Here is a 16,277-nt window from a genome sequence, read left to right as displayed (position 1 = left end):
GAGCCGTGGGGCGCCCAGCGGTCCTCTCGCCGGAGTTGAGACGGGCCGGGCCCGACACCGGAGCGGGCGACGGCCATACGAGCCACCGCCCCGATGGAGCGAACTGTTCTGGCCCCGACGAGGCGCCGAGTCCGTTGTGACGCCCTGTTCGCCGATGGGCACGTACAACAAGACGTCGATGTGGACGCAGCACTCGACGGACGGCGCTACCCAGCCGACGCGTGGGCCACCCGCCAAGCGGCCGAAGCTACATGTCCCGAAGTCGGCCGCGGCGAAGGGGTGGAGTACGCCACGGGTCGAGTTCTCGAAGGCCGCCCGCGGACTGAATGAAACGTCCTGTCTTGCCGCGCTTTCGGTCAGCTCGAGGTTCGGGAGATCTGAAGCGTGAGCTCGATGGCGTCGACGAGCCGGGCGCGCAGCGCCTGACCGCGGACCGAGAAGGCGCGCTGCGCGGCGGCATACTCCGCCTTTCCCTCGGCGGTCTCGATCCGCACCGGCTCGTAGCCGAGCTCCCGCAGGTCGTACGGCGCCGCCCGCATGTCGAGGGTGCGGATGTCGCGGGCCAGCTCGAAGCAGTCCATGACGAGGTCGCTCGACACGGCCGGCACGAGCTTGTGGGCCCACTTGTAGAGGTCCATCCCGGCGTGGAGGCACCCCGGCTGCTCGAGGGCCGTCTGGCTCTCACGGGTCGGCGTCAACACGTTGAGTGGAGCGGCCTCGGGGGTGAAGAAGCGGTACGCGTCGAAGTGCGAGCAGGCGACCTGGTGGCTCTCCACCACGGCGTCGGTCCCGGCGCCGCCGAGCCGCAGGGGCCATCCCGTGTGCCGCACGTCGGTCGGGTCGAGCCGGTAGACCATGGCCCACTCGTGCAGCCCGAAGCAGCCGAACCGCGCCGGTCGACCTGCCGTGCGCACGAGCAGCTCGCGGACGAAGCGCAGCGTGTCGCCGCGGGCGGCCGTGAAGGCCTCGACGTCCACCCCGACGACGTCGCGGTCGACCTCGTAGAAGCGCCAGTCGACCTGCGGCGCGCGCGCTGCCCCCACGAGGGACGTGCCGGCCCCGGGGTGCCAGCGGCGCAGCTGTGCCGGCTTGAACGAGTAGTAGGTGAAGAGGAAGTCCTCGACCGGGTGCGTGCGGTGGTCGCGTCGTCGAGCCAGGTGCGCGGAGGTCGCGGCGTCGACACGCTCCTCGTGCGCCGCCGTCCGCTCGCGCCACTCCGGCTCGCTCATCACCTGCACCCCACGAGGGTAGGCGAGTCGCGGCCCCGAACCCCACCGCGCACCCGCGACCCGAGGGCAGGATGGCCTCATGGCACCGGACGAGGAGCGACCCACCCACCTGCTGCACCGGCTGACCTCCTACACCCCGGAGCGGGAGTGGACCGAGGTCCCCGACGACGACCGGCTCGTGCAGGACCTCGTGCCCAACGACGTGACGCGGCGGCCCCGGTCCTACAAGCGCTACGACGACGACCTGCGACGAGTCCTCCTGCCGCCCGACCTCCCCGCGTCGTCGTCGGCGGCCACCGCTGTGCTCGCCGGCACGGCGACGGTCGCGCCGAGCCCTCTCGACCTCCCCGCCCTGGCCCGTCTGCTCTTCCTGTCGTCCGGCGTCACCCGGCGCACGACGCGCCCCGACGGCGGGGTCGTGCTCTTCCGCGCGGCCGGCTCGGCCGGGGCGCGCTTCCCGCTCGAGCTCTACGTCGCCGTGCCGCGCGGGGCGGGCGTCGAGGGGCTCGAGCCGGGCCTGCACTGGTACGACCCCGAGGCCCACGCCCTCGTCGTCCTCGGCCCCGCGCCGTCGGGCGACGCCGTGACCGTCGTCGTGACGGGGGTGCCGTGGCGCACCGGCTGGCGCTACCGCGAGCGCGGCTTCCGCCACATCTACTGGGACGCCGGCACCATGCTGGCCCAGACGCTCGCCCTCGCCGACGCGGCAGGCCTGACAGCACGGCTCTTCACGACCTTCCCCGATGCCGAGGTGGCCGCCCTCGTCGGCGCCGACCGCGTGCACGAGTTCCCGGTCGCCCTCGTGGCCCTCGGTCCCGGCGACCCGGCCGTGCACCTGACGGGCGACCCGATGTCGGGCCACCACGACGCCGACGGTCTCGAGTTCCCGCTCGTGACGGCCGCCCAACGTGCGGGGGAGCAGCGCGGGCTCGGCGCCGAGCTCGAGCGCGGGGCTCCGGTCGCGCTCACCGCCGAGGGCGGACCCAGCACCGATGCCGTCGTCGTCAGCAAGGGGTCGATCCGCCGGCTCCACCCCGACCGGTCGCTCCCGCGCCACGTGCTCGTCGACGCCATGAGCGCCTCGCTGCGCGGCATCGACGTCCCGCACTGGCTCGGCGTCAGCGGCGTCGACGACGTGCCCACCGGCATCCACCGGTGGCCCGACCTCTCGTCGCCGGTGCGCCCCCTCGACGAGCGGTCCGTCCGCGACGAGCTCTTCGCGGCCGCCCTCGAGCAGGGCCTCGCCGGCGACGCCGCCTTCGTCGCCATGAGCGGCGCGCCACTGGACGACCTCGACGACCACGCCTATCGCGAGGCGCAGCTGCTTGCCGGCGTCGCGGAGGGCCGCCTGCACCTCATGGCGTACGCGTTGGGCGCGGCCGCGTCGGGCATGACCTTCCGCGACTCCGACCTCGCACACCTCCTCGGGACGGACGTGGCCGGTCTGCTGTGGACGTGCGTCGGCGTCCCGGAGTACCGCACCCGGCCCAGCGGGCAGCCCGGGTCGCCGGCGGACGTCACGATCGTCTGGCCGCGCTGACCGCCCTCCGCGGGGGAGTGCCACCCGTCGTAGGGTGGGCGCGTGCGCATCGCGAGGTTCACGACCGGGGACGACCCGGCATACGGCATCGTCCAGGGCGACCCCGGCAGCGAGGTGATCACGCCGCTGTCCGGCGACCCGCTCTACATCGGCCTCCAGCCGACCGGACAGCCGCCCGTCATGCTCGACGACGTGCGCCTGCTCGCACCCGTCATCCCGCGCTCCAAGATCGTCGCGATCGGCAAGAACTACGCCGACCACGCCAAGGAGATGGGCGGCGAGGCGCCGGCCGAACCGATGATGTTCTTCAAGCCCAACACCGCCGTCGTCGGTCCGTTCGACCCCGTCGTGCTCCCGACCGGCAGCAGCGAGATCTCCTACGAGGGGGAGCTCGCGGTCGTCATCAAGACCATCACCAAGGGCGTCAAGGCCAAGGATGCGGCCGAGTGCATCTACGGCTACACCATCGCCAACGACGTCACGGCCCGGGACTGGCAGCGCAGCGACGGCCAGTGGGCCCGCGCCAAGGGCTTCGACACGAGCTGCCCGCTCGGCCCGTGGGTCGAGACCGAGCTCGACCCCGCCGACCTCTCGATCGTCACGACGCTCGACGGCGACGTGAAGCAGGACGGCACGACCGCCGACATGATCCACGGCATCGCGACGATCATCGAGTACGCCTCGGCGGCCTTCACGCTGCTGCCCGGTGACGTCATCCTCACCGGCACGCCGGCCGGCGTCGGGCTCGTCGAGGCGGGTCAGCAGGTCACCGTCGAGATCGCCGGCATCGGGGCGTTGACCAACACCTTCGTGCGTCGCTGACCCTTTCGGGCTCCCACTAGGCTGGGCCGCACCATGAGCGAGAACACGACCAGCACAGGTATGCCGTCTTCCCCCGCCAGCGACGCCGGCGGGCACGTCGAGATCCGCACCGAGGAGCGCGTCCGCGTCTCGACCTCGGACGGCTCCGGTCCGGTGCGCACTCGCGTCGCCCCGAGCCCGACCGGTGACCCGCACGTCGGCACGGCCTACATGTCGCTCTTCAACCTCGCCTTCACACGGCAGCAGGGCGGCCAGTTCGTCCTGCGCGTCGAGGACACCGACCGCGCGCGCTTCCGTGAGGACTCCGAGGCCCAGCTCTACGACACCCTCGCGTGGCTCGGGCTGCACTGGGACGAGGGCCCGGACATCGGTGGGCCCTTCGCGCCGTACCGCCAGTCCGAGCGTCTCGAGACGTACCGGCCCTACGTCGAGCGCCTCCTCGAAGACGGCCACGCGTACTACTGCTGGTGCTCCAAGGAGCGTCTCGACCAGATGCGCGAGATCCAGCAGAAGACGAAGCAGCCGACCGGCTACGACCGCCTCTGCGTCGGCAAGACGCGTGAGGAGCGCGCCGCGCTGCCCGGCTTCAGCGAGACGCCGGTCGTGCGCATGCTCGTCCCCGACGACGTGCCGCTCGTCTTCGACGACGTCATCCGCGGCAAGGTGTCGGCGCCGCGCCCCGACGACCAGGTGATCCTCAAGGCCGACGGGTTCCCGACCTACCACCTCGCTGTCGTCGTCGACGACCACCTCATGGGCATCACCCACGTGGTGCGCGGCGAGGAATGGATCAGCTCGACGCCGAAGCACGTCCTGCTCTACCGCTGGCTCGGGCTCGAGCCGCCGGCGTTCGCGCACATGCCGTTGCTGCGCAACACCGACAAGTCCAAGATCTCCAAGCGCAAGAACCCCGCCGCCCGTCTCACGTGGTTCCGAGAGCAGGGCTACCTGCCCGAGGCGCTCGTGAACTTCCTTGCGCTGCTGGCCTACCCGCCCCAGCAGGACGCCGAAGGTGCCGACGTCGAGGTCTTCACCTTCGACGCGTTCAGCCGCACGTTCGACTGGGCCAAGGTCAACCCGATCGGCCCGATCTTCGACCTCAAGAAGCTCGACTGGCTCAACGGCGTCTACATCCGGTCGCTCGAGGTGGGCGAGTTCGCAAGCCGGCTGCTGCCCTACCTCGTCGCCGACGGCGTGCTCGGCGAGACGCAGTCGCTCGGTGAGCTGGCGCGCCTCAAGTCCGTGGCGGAGCTCATCCAGACCCGCATGGCCCTGCTCACCGAGGCGCCGGCACTCGTGCGTCCGTTCTTCGTCGGTGACGACCAGCTCGTCATCGACGAGGACGCGCGTGCCCAGCTCAAGGACGACGCGCCGGCCGTGCTCGACGCGGCGCTCAACGTGCTCGGCGACATCGACGACCACGGCACCGGCGTCCTCGGCACGGGCAGCCCGTGGAACGCCGCGGGCATCGAGGAGGCGCTGCGCGCCGCGATCGTCGACGGGCTCGGCATCAAGCCGCGCCTCGCCTTCGGCCCGCTGCGCACGGCCGTCTCGGGCGCCCGCATCTCGCCGCCGCTCTTCGAGTCGATGGAGATCCTCGGCAAGACCTCGACCCTGAGCCGCCTCCGGTCGCTGCGCGACTCGCTCTGAGGACACCGGGGTGAAGGGCGTGGGGGGCTGGTCCTGGCCGCTGCACGGCATCCGGCTGCACACGGCCGACCTCGACCTGACGGTCATGACCGAGGCGGACCTGCCGACGTTGTGGGCCCTGCTGCCCGACGACCTCGAGCTCAACCCGCACGCGACGACGTATGCCGGCCTCGACGTCCCGGCGAACCGTCGGGCCGTCCTCGCGCAGGGCTACTGGCGCGCCCTCGGGATGTGGTCGCCCGACGACTGGGCGCTGCCCTTCGTCGTCCGTTCGGCGGGCGCCGTCGTGGGCGCCCAGTGGCTCGAGGGGCCCGACTGGCGCTCCGACCGCACCGTCGACTCCTCGTCCTGGCTCGTCGCCGGGGCGCGGGGGAGGGGGCTCGGAAGGCAGATGCGGGCCGCGGTGCTCGCCCTCGCCTTCGGCCCGTTGGGGGCCGAGTCGGCGATCAGCTCGGCCGTGGTCGACAACGCGCCGTCGCTCGGCGTCTCACGCTCCCTCGGCTACCGCGACACCCACCGTTCGGTGCTCGAGCACTCGGGGCAGACGCTGCAGCACGTGCGTCTCGACCGGGCGACGTGGGACGCCTCGGGCCGGTCGCGGCACGTCGTCGTCGAGGGTGTCGACCCGGCCCTGCCCCTCTTCGGCCTCGTCCCGTGACAGGAGTCCACTCGTGAACCCGCCCACCCTCGCCGCCGTCCTCGACGGCGTGCGCGCCGTGCTGCTCGACGTCGACGACACCATCGTCGACACGCAGGAGGCGATGGTCGCCGCCGGGACCGAGGCGGCCGCCGCGATCTGGCCGTACCGCTCGGGCGTCGACCACCGTGCCATGGCGCAGCGCTACTACGACGACCCGGAGCGCTGGTTCCCGCGCTACGCCTCCGGCGACGTCCCGTTCGACACGATGAGGTCGGGTCGGCTCGCCGAGGTCGCCGTGGCCTTCGGCCTCGAGGTTCCCGACGGCGCCCGCCGGTCCTTCGAGGACGCGTACGCCCCGGCCTTCCGCAGCGCCCAGCGACTCTTCCCCGACGTGCCGGGACTGCTGTCCGCCGCCGGGCAGGAGGGACTCCCCGTCGCGCTGCTGACGAACTCCGCGCACGCGCCGACCCGCGTCAAGCTCGAGGCCCTCGACCTCGCCGAGCGCTTCGAGGTCGTGGTGACGACCGACACCCTCGGCTTCGGCAAGCCCGACCCGCGCGTCTACCTCGAGGCGTGCCGGCTCGTCGGTGCCGAGCCCCACCGGGTGGTCTGCATCGGCGACAGCATCGAGTGGGACGTGCTCGGGGCCCAGGCTGCCGGCCTGCGTGCCGTCTGGCTCGATCGAGCGGGTCTCGGGACGAGCGAGCCGGTCGCCACCGTGCGCGGTCTGGACGAGGTCGCGGCCGCGCTCGACCGCCGATTTGGGCCACCGCTCACGGACCGGTAGTATTCCCATTCGGTTCACCCCGTACCGGCCGCGAGGCAGGCTCGGAGTGAAACCCCTTGGGGTATGGTGTAATTGGCAACACTACGGTTTCTGGTTCCGTCATTCTAGGTTCGAGTCCTGGTACCCCAGCTCTGGTTCACGGCAACGTGAGCCGATTCGGAGAAATCCAGCCTTCACGGTAAGGTTTCTTCTCGTGCCGAGTCCGCTCGGCACCGCTCACGGCCCCGTTGTGTAGCGGCCTAGCACGCCGCCCTCTCAAGGCGGTAGCGCGGGTTCGAATCCCGTCGGGGCTACGTGATGCTCGGGAGAGAGCACAAGAAGACCCCGGTCCACACGGACCGGGGTCTTCTTGCATGTCAGGGTGGCCCTACAAGGACACCTGAGCCTCGTCCCTGCGTGACTGGAGCCCGGCGCGGGCGAGGTCACGCAGGGAGGCGCCGGGGAGGTACGCCGAGGTCAGGGCGAGTCCGATGCGCGGCAGGGCGGCCTCGTCGGCGAAGACGAGGTAGACCGGCTCGTGCCGGGGCCGGAACTTCTGCTTGAAGCTGTCGAGCGACCGGAAGCCGTACAGGGGTTCCATGGCCTCTCCGAGCTGGTCGAGCAGTCGCTCGAGCGCGGCCCGCTCGGCCGTCCCGTCGCCGGATTGCGCGAGTGGCGCTCCTGAGAGCGACACGAACGACGCACCCTGCTCACGGAAGGACAGGCAGGCGCTCGCGATGAGGAACTCGGTCACCGGCCGGAAGCCGTCCGGGAGGCGCCGCATGACGTCGAGCGTCCACCCGCGGACCTCGCCGCCGGCGGAGTGGACGGGCAGCCACGAGGTCACGCCGTGGACCGTCATGTCGGCGTCGACGGCCAGCCCGACCCTCGTGTCGGGGTCGAGTGCCTCGTCGACGCCCCCGAGCGTGAAGCCCATCTCGGGCAGTCCCTTGTCCGAGACCCAGAGCTCGGAGATGGCGCGCACCTGGGTCAGCAGGCCGCGGGGCATCTCGGCGAGCTGCCCCTCGCGGTAGGTGATCCCGTCCTTCGTCGCGCGGTTGAGGGCCGTGCGGACGCTCTGCCAGGACTTGCCCTTGAACTCGAGGTCGGGCAGGTCGATGATCGCCTCCTCGGCCACGAGCACGTCGCGCCGGCCGTGGGCACGCCCCCAGTCGGCGACCTCCTGCGTGACGGAGAAGAAGCACACCATGAGCCCGTGCGTCTCCTGCTCGTCGACGAAACCCTGGAGCACGTCAGCGCGCGTCGCGGCGTCCGCACCGACGGGGTCGCCGAGGGCGATGGCCGTGCCCCGGTGCACCTGGAAGGCGACGTAGCCGACCGGTGCACCCGACGGGTCGCGGTGGACGTACCAGTGGTTGTCGGGCCAGGTGCCCATCCACGCCATCGTCGACCCTCCGTGCTCCTTGAGCAGGGCCACTGCGGTGTCCCGGTCGCTCGCCCCGGTCGCGAGCTCCCTGCGCCGCTTCCGTCGTGACCGCGCCTGGAAGGCCGACCGCCCGAGCACGAGGACGGCGAGCTGGAGCAGCGTGATGACCACGGTGACGACGAGCTCGGGGATGGAGGTCGCGACCTGTCCGTCGCCGTTGAGCTGGTCGGGTGCCACGACCTCGACGACGATGAGCAGGGACTGGGCCAGCAGGGAGAGGGTCGCGAGCCCGCCGGCGAGGAACCACACCCGACGCGAGCCGCGCCGCAGGCCGTCGGCGAGCAGGAGCGAGATGGCTGCGCTGATGAGGACGCTGAAGGCGTCCGTGTCGTCGGAGGTCGCCCCGAGCGGCCCGTCCGACGGCGTGAAGTAGAGCAGGATCTGGACCAGCGCGCTGACGAGGTAGAAGGCTGACGACACGACCCGCCACTCGTGCCGGCTGAAGCGAGGCAGCGCGAGCGACGGTCGGCGGCCGAGCAGGACCGGCCCGAGCGCGAGCCCGACCGAGATGCCGATGGCGTGCTCGAGGTCCCAGAGACGTCCGACGTAGAGGAGTGCGACGACGGCGTAGAGGGACAGGACCGCTCTGAGGCGACCGCGCCACGGCGGGGTCAAGGTCGCGCTCGCCGCGGCGACCGCTCCGAGGGCACCGGCGCTGAACCCTGCGTCCAGCTCTGCCGCGAGCCGGGCGGCCCACTCCCAGCCGGTGCCGTCGACGACGAGCAGGAACAGCGAGGCCAGCAGGACGCCGGCCAGGTGGGTCGATGTCGCGGCGACGGCGACCCGACGGGTGCCCAGACGCCACTCCGACCAGCCGACCATGAGCAGGGCTCCGCCGGCCACGGGAAGGTACTGCGACGGGGTGAGGGCGAAGAAGGCGCCGGTGACCGGTGTCCACCAACGGCCGTCCTGGAGAGCCGGGAGACCGTACGCCACGTGGTTGACGAGGTCCCGGTCCTCGAGCGCGTTCCACAGCGTGCCGGTTGCCAGTGCCAGCACGAGCATGGTGCCGACGACCACGATCGTGAAGGGCAGGCGGCGGGCGAGGGCGGTCGCCCGGGCCGTCGGACCGGGGTCCGGTGCGTCGTCGGGGTCGTTCGAAGCTGTCGTCACGCGCGCGGCCCCTTCCCGGGTCTCCGGTCCGCGGTGGACCTGTTGCGATGCTAGTGCGCGGTGCTGGCGGAGGGGGCGGCCGTCGTGCCGGTGCCGCCGAGTCGTCGGGCACTGACCGACTCCTGCCCCACACGTCTCAGGGCGAGCAGCACCGGGGCGGTCAGGACGGTGCCGACGATCGCGTGGCGCACGGCCTCCTCGGGCGGGGCGGTGGGCCAGAGCAGGCGCGACGTCGGTCTCGGCGACCGAGAGCATGGCCCGGTGCCACGTGTCGAGCGTCGCGTCGTCGACGCTCCACCCTCCGGCGGCAGCGGCGGGTGAGCGCCTGGGCGAGCTTGAGACCGGCGGCGAGTGCTCACACCCCGGCGGCCCGAGGGCGCGCACCCGCTCGGGCGACTCCGGCGTGACGTCCCCTGTGGCCCCCGGGTGACGTGGGGGCGCAGGGCCCCGTGCGCGGCCCCGAGGGGCTCGTGCCGGCTTGCGGGTGGCTCGTCGAGGGCATGGACGACCTCGCGTACCCGGTCGATCGAGGGCCGGCCCCCGTCGACGAGGGTGCGCACGAGGCGGACCCGCTCGACGTGGCTCTCGTCGTAGGAGGCGCGGGTGGCCCCTGGGCGCGTGTCGTGAGCGGTTTCGTCCCCACGAGCCACACCCACGACGGCGAGCTCGCCGTCGTCCTCATCGGCATGCGGGTCAACCACCCGTGGCGCCCCGACCTCTGGGGTCCGGTGTTCGCCGCGATGCCGGGCATGATCAGCGAGCTGTAGGCCGCCGAGGCCGCCGCCGCACGCGGGGACGGGCCCGACCTCGGTTTCCTCGACGGCCTTCTACCGTGGGAGCCGAAGGGCGACCGGCGCCGTCGGCATCTGGCACGAGACGTATGCCGTCCCGGCCGGTGGGCACGAGAGCCTCCACGTCGGGATGCCGCCGACCGGGCTCGGCAAGGCCTTCGGCCTGCCCGAGGACCGCAGCCGTCGACGGCACGCCCGGATCGGCCGGAGCGAGGTCGCCGCCGGCAGCGCCGTGCCGGAGGGCGCCGTCAGCTGAGCTCGCGCAGGCCGGGCAGCACGTCGGCCGAGAACTGCTCGAGGAACCGGCCCTGGTCGTGGCCGGGCGCGTGGAAGACGACGTGGTTGAAACCCCAGTCGACGTACTGGCGCACCGCGTCGACGGCCTCGGCCGGGTCGCTCGTGACGATCCAGCGCTTGGCGATCTCCTCGTCGGACAGCTCGTCGGCCAATCGTTCCATCTCGACCGGGTCCTCGACGCCGTGCTTCTGCTCGGCGCTGAGCGACAGGGGCGCCCAGAAGCGCACGTTGTGCAGCGCCTGGTCGGGGTCACGGTCGTAGGAGAGCTTGATCTCGATCATCCGGTCGATGTCGTCACGCGTGCGCCCCGACGTGGCCAGACCCTCGTCGACGGCGGGCAGCAGCTTGTCCTCGTAGAGCTCGCGGCCCTTCCCGGAGGTGCAGATGAACCCGTCACCCGACCGGCCGGCATACCTCGCGACGAGCGGACCGCCGGCCGCGACGTAGACGGGGATGGGCTGCTCGGGGCGGTCGTAGACCGTCGCCGCGTGCGTCCGGTAGTAGTCGCCCTCGAAGTCGACACGCTCCTCGGTCCACAGCTTCCGCATGAGCGTCACGGCCTCGCGCAGCCGCGCGAAGCGCTCCTTGAACTCCGGCCACGGCGAGCCCGCGGCACCGACGGCCACCTCGTTGAGGGCTTCGCCCGTGCCGATGCCGAGGACGATGCGTCCGGGGTTGAGGGCTCCCAGCGTGCCGAAGGCCTGCGCCACGACGGCCGGGTTGTAGCGGAACGTCGGGGTCATGACCGACGTGCCGAGCTGGATCCGCTCGGTGCGCTCGCCCGCGGCCGCGAGCCAGCTCATCGCGAAGGGGGCGTGACCCTGCTGGTGCCGCCAGGGCTGGAAGTGGTCGGAGATGAAGGCCGAGTCGAGCCCGACCTGCTCGGCCTGCGTGGCCAACGTGACGAGGTCGCGCGGACCGAACTGCTCCGCGGACGCCTTCCAACCAACCTTGAGCACACCGACTCCTTCGGGCCGTGGGGGAGTGACCTCCGTCAGCCTACGTCGGGGTGCAGAGGGGCCGTGGGGCCGTCACCAGTGGACGACGACCTGGTCGCCGATCCGCACCTCTCCGTAGAGCTGGATGAGCAGCGGCTTGTTGCGGACGTTGACGCAGCCGTGCGAGGCGCCGGCGTAGCCGAGGCGGGCGAAGTTCGAGGAGTAGTGCACGGCCTGGCCGCCGGAGAAGAACATCGAGTACGGCATGGGCGTGTGGTAGAGGTTCGAGATGACGTCGACCTTCTTCTTGTAGACGGAGAAGACGCCCTCGCGGGTGGGCAGCTCGTCGCTGCCGAACCGCACGTCGAAGCCGTACTGCGGCACGCCGTCGACGACCCAGGTGAGGTGCTTCGTCGACTTGCTGACGCACATGACACGACCGGTCATGCAACGCTCGTCGACGTCCCACGAGACGGACGCGGGGCTGGGCTCGACGGGCTTCGGCTTGACGTTGGCGAGCTCGTCGGTCGTCGGTCGGTGCGTCATCGACACGAGGCGGTCCCACGTGCGCTCGTCGAGCGTGCCGGTCGCGTCGAAGCCGCGCTTGGCCTGGAAGCCGCGGACTGCGGCGGTCGTCTTGCTGCCGTAGCGGTCGCTGACGTCGCCGTCGAACCAGCTCAGCTGTCGCAGTCGGGCCTGCAGGGAGCGCACCTTCGGGCCGGTGTCGCCGGCTCGGAGCATGATGACCGGTGCCGGCTCGGGCTCAGCCGTCGCGGAGGGAGTGGGTTTGGGGGGCTGCGTCGGCCGCGCTGGCGTCTGCTGCGTGGGCGTCGGCGGAGCGCTGGTCGGCCGCGTGACCGTGGACGGGGCGACCGGCGGCGTCTCGACCGCGGCGCCAGTGGGGGTCTCGGTCGTGGGTGCCGGAGTGCCGGACGATCCGGACGTCGCGGTCTGGCCGACGTGCGTGGCGGCAGCCCCGACCGTCTGTTCCGGGCTGCAGGCCGTCGTCGCGGCGACGAGGGCCGCGAGGCCGCCGAGCACGAGGGCGCGGCGCAGGTCGCCGGTGGCCCGGAGCGGTGAGGTGGCTGTCTGCATCGTGACCCCTTGTCTGAACGCGACGTGCCGTGCGTCGGTGCACTGCACTGAGGGTGACGCGACGACGCCCGGAATGGTTGTCCGAGTCGGGGTGTCGATCCGGATCGTGACCGATCTGTTGTGCACGGCCTGCCATCCCCGACGCCGTTGTCGGGAGGCGGCCGGGAGCCGACGGGGTCAGGCGTTGTGCTGCTGCTGCTGCTGCTGCTGCATGGCGTGGTGGCGCCGCAGCACCTCGGTCAGCTTGTTGGCCCCGGCGACGACCGTGGCGGCGTGCAGCCGACCGGGCTGGCGCGAAAGGCGCTCGATGGGCCCGGAGATGGACACCGCGGCGACGACGCGACCCGACGGGCCGCGTACCGGCGCCGACACCGACGCGACGCCCGCCTCGCGCTCGGCGACGCTTTGGGCCCAGCCGCGACGGCGCACTCCGGACAGCGCAGTGGCCGTGAAGGCCGCACCCTGCAGGCCGCGGTGGAGCCGGTCGGGCTCCTCCCAGGCGAGCAGGACCTGCGCGGCGGAGCCGGCGAGCATCGAGAGCGTCGCGCCGACCGGGATCGAGTCGCGCAGACCGACGGGCCGCTCGGCCGCGGCGACGCAGATGCGCTGGTCGCCCTGGCGGCGGAAGAGCTGCGCGCTCTCGTTCGTGTGGTCGCGCAGGGCGCCGAGCACCGGACCGGCTGCCGCGAGCAGACGGTCCTCGCCCGCGGCCGAGGCGAGCTCGCCGAGCCGCGGACCGAGCACGAAGCGTCCCTGCATGTCCCGCGACACGAGACGGTGGTGCTCGAGCGCGACGGCCAGACGGTGGGCCGTCGGACGCGCGAGCCCGGTGGCTCCGACGAGTTGGGCGAGGGTGGCCGGACCGGCCTCGAGAGCGCCGAGCACCGTGGCGGCCTTGTCGAGAACACCGACCCCTGAAGAGTTGTCCATGCACTGATACTGACGTCTCAGGCACTGAGACGTCAATCCACCGGGCCCACAAAAGGTTCAGGCTTGCCGAAGAGCGATGTCGCGACCAGGTCCTCGATGGCGCACGCGCTCGACCACCGGAACGCCGCCGCGGAGGGAAGTCAGAGGGAAGTCATGGCAGGGACACTGGCCGAGAAGGTCTGGGACGCACACGTCGTACGTCGCGCCGACGGGGAGCCCGACCTCCTCTACATCGACCTCCACCTCCTCCACGAGGTGACCAGCCCCCAGGCCTTCGACGGGCTGCGGCTCGCCGGTCGGCCCGTGCGCCGCCCCGACCTGACGCTCGCGACCGAGGACCACAACGTCCCCACGACGCCCGGCCCGATCACCGACCCCGTGTCGAAGATCCAGGTCGAGACCCTCCGCCGCAACTGCGAGGAGTTCGGCGTGCGCCTCTATCCGATGGGTGACGCCGACCAGGGCATCGTCCACGTCGTCGGCCCGCAGCTCGGCCTCACGCAGCCGGGCATGACCGTCGTCTGCGGCGACAGTCACACCTCGACGCACGGTGCCTTCGGTGCGCTCGCCTTCGGCATCGGCACCTCGGAGGTCGAGCACGTGCTCGCCACGCAGACGCTGCCCCTCAAGCCCTTCCGCACCCTTGCCGTGAACGTGCGCGGCGAGCTGCCCGATGGCGTCACCGCCAAGGACATCGTCCTGGCCGTCATCGCCAAGATCGGCACCGGCGGTGGCCAGGGCTACGTCATCGAGTACCGCGGCGAGGCCATCGAGGCCCTGTCGATGGAGGCCCGGATGACGGTCTGCAACATGTCCATCGAGGCCGGCGCGCGCGCCGGCATGATCGCGCCCGACCAGACGACGTTCGACTACCTCGAGGGTCGCCCGCACGCCCCGACCGGCGCGGACTGGGACGCTGCGGTGGCCGAGTGGACCTCGCTGCGCACCGACGACGATGCCGTCTTCGACGCCGAGGTCGACCTCGACGCCGCCGAGCTGACCCCCTTCGTCACGTGGGGCACCAACCCCGGCCAGGGTCTGCCGCTCTCGGCGTCGGTGCCCGACCCCGAGGAGTTCGCCGACGAGAGCGACCGCCTCGCCGCCGCCAACGCTCTCGCCTACATGGGCCTCGAGCCCGGCACCCCGCTGCGCGACATCAAGGTCGACACGGTCTTCGTCGGCTCGTGCACCAACGGTCGCATCGAGGACCTGCGCGCGGCGGCCGCCGTCGTCCAGGGTCACCGGGTCGCCGACGGCGTCCGCATGCTCGTCGTCCCCGGGTCGGCCAAGGTGCGCCTCCAGGCCGAGTCCGAGGGGCTCGACAAGGTCTTCACCGAGGCCGGTGCCGAGTGGCGCCTGCCCGGCTGCTCGATGTGCCTCGGCATGAACCCCGACACCCTCGCCCCCGGCGAGCGCAGCGCGTCGACGTCCAACCGCAACTTCGAGGGCCGGCAGGGCAAGGGTGGCCGCACCCACCTCGTCAGCCCGCTCGTGGCGGCAGCGACCGCCGTCCGGGGCACGCTGTCGAGCCCCTCCGACCTCGACAGTGCCAGCTGGGTGCACGGCCAGCTGGCGTCCGCGACGACCGGGGAGGCCTGAGCCATGGATGCGTTCACGACCCACACGGGTATCGGCGTCCCGCTGCGCCGCAGCAACGTCGACACCGACCAGATCATCCCGGCCGAGTACCTCAAGCGCGTGACGCGCACCGGCTTCGAGGACGGCCTCTTCGCCGCCTGGCGCAAGGACGACTCGTTCGTCCTCAACAACCCGGTGTATGCCGACGGCTCGGTCCTCGTGGCCGGGCCCGACTTCGGCACGGGCTCGAGTCGCGAGCATGCCGTCTGGGCGCTGATGAACTGGGGTTTCCGGGTCGTCATCAGCTCCCGCTTCGCCGACATCTTCCGCGGGAACAGCGGCAAGCAGGGCCTGCTCACGGCGATCGTGTCCCAGGACGACGTCGAGCTGATCTGGAAGTACCTCGAGAACAACCCCGGTGCCGAGATCTCGGTCGACCTCGTGGGTCGCACGGTCCACGCCGGAGAGATCGTCGCACCCTTCGAGATCGACGACTACACGCGCTGGCGCCTCCTCGAGGGCCTCGACGACATCGGGCTGACCCTGCGACACGAGGATCTCGTCGCAGATTTCGAGTCGCACCGGGCGAGCCACAAGCCGGTGACGACTCCCGCCTGACGGCACGCTCCTGCGGCGCCCAGATGGTGCCTGAGAGTGAACGGATCCCCTTGTCTGACAAGGGGATCCGTTCCCGTAAGGGGGCGAATTGGACATGGCTGAGACGTCCCCGAGCGGTCCCAGAACCCGCTCAGAACCCGTCAAACTCCTTGCGACACAACGAAAAACCCACCGACCGGTGATGGACGTGCCTGCCGTGGCGGCCTAACGTCAGGAGGTAGCCGGACCGGTTCCGGACGCACATCGTCGGGTCGCCTGACACCGACAGTCCTCTGGAGGGGAAGACGTGAACAAGGCAGAACTGATCGACGCGCTCGAGGTCAAGCTCGGCAGCAAGAAGGTCGCATCCGACGCGCTGGAGGCGTTCCTCGACGTCGTCATCCGCGAGGTCGCCAAGGGTGGCAAGGTCGGTATCACCGGCTTCGGCACCTTCGAGCGGGCCGACCGGGCCGCACGCACCGGCCGCAACCCCAAGACGGGGGCGACCGTGAGGATCAAGAAGACCCGCGTCCCCAAGTTCCGTTCGGGCACGAACTTCAAGGAGGTCGTGTCGGGCGCCAAGAAGCTCTCCAAGACCGAGTCGGCCGCCTCGCGCGCCTCCGCCGGCACCTCGGTGGCCGCGGCTCCGGCCACGCGGACGACGGCGAAGAAGACCGCCACCAAGGCCGCCCCGGCCAAGGCCGCGGCGAAGAGGACGACGACGAAGGCCGCTGCGACGAAGGCTGCTCCGGCCAAGCGCGCCACGGCGACGAAGGCCGCCCCGGCCAAGGCGGCGGCGAAGAGGACGACGACGAAGGCCGCTGCGACGAAGGCTGCTCCGGCC

16 protein-coding genes and 2 tRNA genes are annotated in these 16,277 nt (G+C 71.7%); 12 read left to right on the top strand and 6 right to left on the bottom strand.

What is annotated here, in order from left to right; all coding sequences use genetic code 11:
- Positions 1 to 356 precede the first annotated feature (356 nt).
- Entirely contained in the window at positions 357 to 1,229 is an 873-nt protein-coding gene (locus tag AB4Z14_RS08900; protein ID WP_442275370.1) for a 3-methyladenine DNA glycosylase, read from the bottom strand.
- 79 nt (positions 1,230 to 1,308) lie between these two features.
- Between AB4Z14_RS08900 and AB4Z14_RS08895 the strand changes: the two genes are divergently transcribed.
- The 7 genes from AB4Z14_RS08895 (at position 1,309) to AB4Z14_RS08865 (ending at position 6,961) form a co-directional block, all read left to right on the top strand.
- The gene (locus AB4Z14_RS08895) at positions 1,309 to 2,769 is read left to right on the top strand and encodes a hypothetical protein (RefSeq protein WP_442274896.1); all 1,461 of its coding nucleotides are present in this window, start codon (positions 1,309 to 1,311) and stop codon (positions 2,767 to 2,769) included.
- A 42-nt stretch (positions 2,770 to 2,811) separates the two neighbouring features.
- Entirely contained in the window at positions 2,812 to 3,591 is a 780-nt protein-coding gene (locus AB4Z14_RS08890; RefSeq protein ID WP_442274895.1) for a fumarylacetoacetate hydrolase family protein, read from the top strand.
- 210 nt (positions 3,592 to 3,801) lie between these two features.
- A complete protein-coding gene (gene gltX, locus AB4Z14_RS08885) occupies positions 3,802 to 5,241 on the top strand; it encodes a glutamate--tRNA ligase (protein ID WP_442275369.1) in 1,440 nt (479 codons plus the stop codon).
- 10 nt (positions 5,242 to 5,251) lie between these two features.
- Entirely contained in the window at positions 5,252 to 5,899 is a 648-nt protein-coding gene (locus AB4Z14_RS08880) for a GNAT family N-acetyltransferase (RefSeq protein ID WP_442274894.1), read from the top strand.
- Positions 5,900 to 5,912: 13 nt separating this feature from the next.
- A complete protein-coding gene (locus AB4Z14_RS08875) occupies positions 5,913 to 6,668 on the top strand; it encodes an HAD family hydrolase (RefSeq protein WP_442274893.1) in 756 nt (251 codons plus the stop codon).
- A gap of 57 nt (positions 6,669 to 6,725) precedes the next feature.
- Positions 6,726 to 6,797, top strand: a tRNA-Gln gene (locus AB4Z14_RS08870).
- 91 nt (positions 6,798 to 6,888) lie between these two features.
- Positions 6,889 to 6,961, top strand: a tRNA-Glu gene (locus AB4Z14_RS08865).
- Positions 6,962 to 7,035: 74 nt separating this feature from the next.
- Here AB4Z14_RS08865 and AB4Z14_RS08860 read toward each other — a convergent pair.
- Together AB4Z14_RS08860 and AB4Z14_RS08855 are read right to left on the bottom strand one after the other, a co-directional pair.
- Positions 7,036 to 9,207, bottom strand: coding sequence for a bifunctional lysylphosphatidylglycerol flippase/synthetase MprF (locus tag AB4Z14_RS08860; RefSeq protein WP_442274892.1), 2,172 nt, complete (start codon positions 9,205 to 9,207; stop codon positions 7,036 to 7,038).
- Between the two features lie 50 nt (positions 9,208 to 9,257).
- A complete protein-coding gene (locus tag AB4Z14_RS08855) occupies positions 9,258 to 9,398 on the bottom strand; it encodes a hypothetical protein (protein WP_442274891.1) in 141 nt (46 codons plus the stop codon).
- Between the two features lie 258 nt (positions 9,399 to 9,656).
- On the opposite strand from AB4Z14_RS08855, the gene AB4Z14_RS08850 reads away from it, so the two are divergent.
- Both AB4Z14_RS08850 and AB4Z14_RS08845 read left to right on the top strand, forming a co-directional pair.
- On the top strand, positions 9,657 to 9,974 hold the full coding sequence (locus AB4Z14_RS08850; RefSeq protein ID WP_442274890.1) for a monooxygenase family protein: 318 nt from the start codon (positions 9,657 to 9,659) through the stop codon (positions 9,972 to 9,974).
- Between the two features lie 154 nt (positions 9,975 to 10,128).
- Positions 10,129 to 10,254 carry a hypothetical protein gene (locus tag AB4Z14_RS08845; protein WP_442274889.1) on the top strand — a complete coding sequence of 42 codons (126 nt, stop codon included), beginning with the start codon at positions 10,129 to 10,131 and terminating at the stop codon, positions 10,252 to 10,254.
- Here AB4Z14_RS08845 and fgd read toward each other — a convergent pair.
- The 3 genes from fgd to AB4Z14_RS08830 form a co-directional block, all read right to left on the bottom strand.
- Entirely contained in the window at positions 10,247 to 11,254 is a 1,008-nt protein-coding gene (gene fgd, locus AB4Z14_RS08840; RefSeq protein WP_442274888.1) for a glucose-6-phosphate dehydrogenase (coenzyme-F420), read from the bottom strand. The genes AB4Z14_RS08845 and fgd overlap by 8 nt on opposite strands.
- A 72-nt stretch (positions 11,255 to 11,326) precedes the next feature.
- On the bottom strand, positions 11,327 to 12,328 hold the full coding sequence (locus tag AB4Z14_RS08835) for a peptidoglycan-binding protein (RefSeq protein WP_442274887.1): 1,002 nt from the start codon (positions 12,326 to 12,328) through the stop codon (positions 11,327 to 11,329).
- 177 nt (positions 12,329 to 12,505) lie between these two features.
- Positions 12,506 to 13,258 (bottom strand): IclR family transcriptional regulator, encoded by a 753-nt coding sequence (locus AB4Z14_RS08830; RefSeq protein WP_020142814.1) that lies wholly within the window; start codon positions 13,256 to 13,258, stop codon positions 12,506 to 12,508.
- A gap of 153 nt (positions 13,259 to 13,411) precedes the next feature.
- Between AB4Z14_RS08830 and leuC the strand changes: the two genes are divergently transcribed.
- From leuC to AB4Z14_RS08815, 3 genes are all read left to right on the top strand, one after another.
- On the top strand, positions 13,412 to 14,857 hold the full coding sequence (gene leuC, locus AB4Z14_RS08825) for a 3-isopropylmalate dehydratase large subunit (RefSeq protein WP_442274886.1): 1,446 nt from the start codon (positions 13,412 to 13,414) through the stop codon (positions 14,855 to 14,857).
- Between the two features lie 3 nt (positions 14,858 to 14,860).
- The gene (gene leuD, locus AB4Z14_RS08820) at positions 14,861 to 15,454 is read left to right on the top strand and encodes a 3-isopropylmalate dehydratase small subunit (protein WP_442274885.1); all 594 of its coding nucleotides are present in this window, start codon (positions 14,861 to 14,863) and stop codon (positions 15,452 to 15,454) included.
- Between the two features lie 286 nt (positions 15,455 to 15,740).
- Positions 15,741 to 16,277, top strand: a 537-nt coding sequence (locus AB4Z14_RS08815) for an HU family DNA-binding protein (protein WP_442274884.1), incomplete at its 3' end; no start/stop codon positions are given.

The organism is Terrabacter sp. 2TAF16, from assembly GCF_052115065.1.
Lineage (GTDB): Bacteria > Actinomycetota > Actinomycetes > Actinomycetales > Dermatophilaceae > Terrabacter.
The sequence above is the reverse complement of the archived record's forward strand: the minus strand, read 5'-3'. Positions and strand labels throughout refer to the sequence as shown.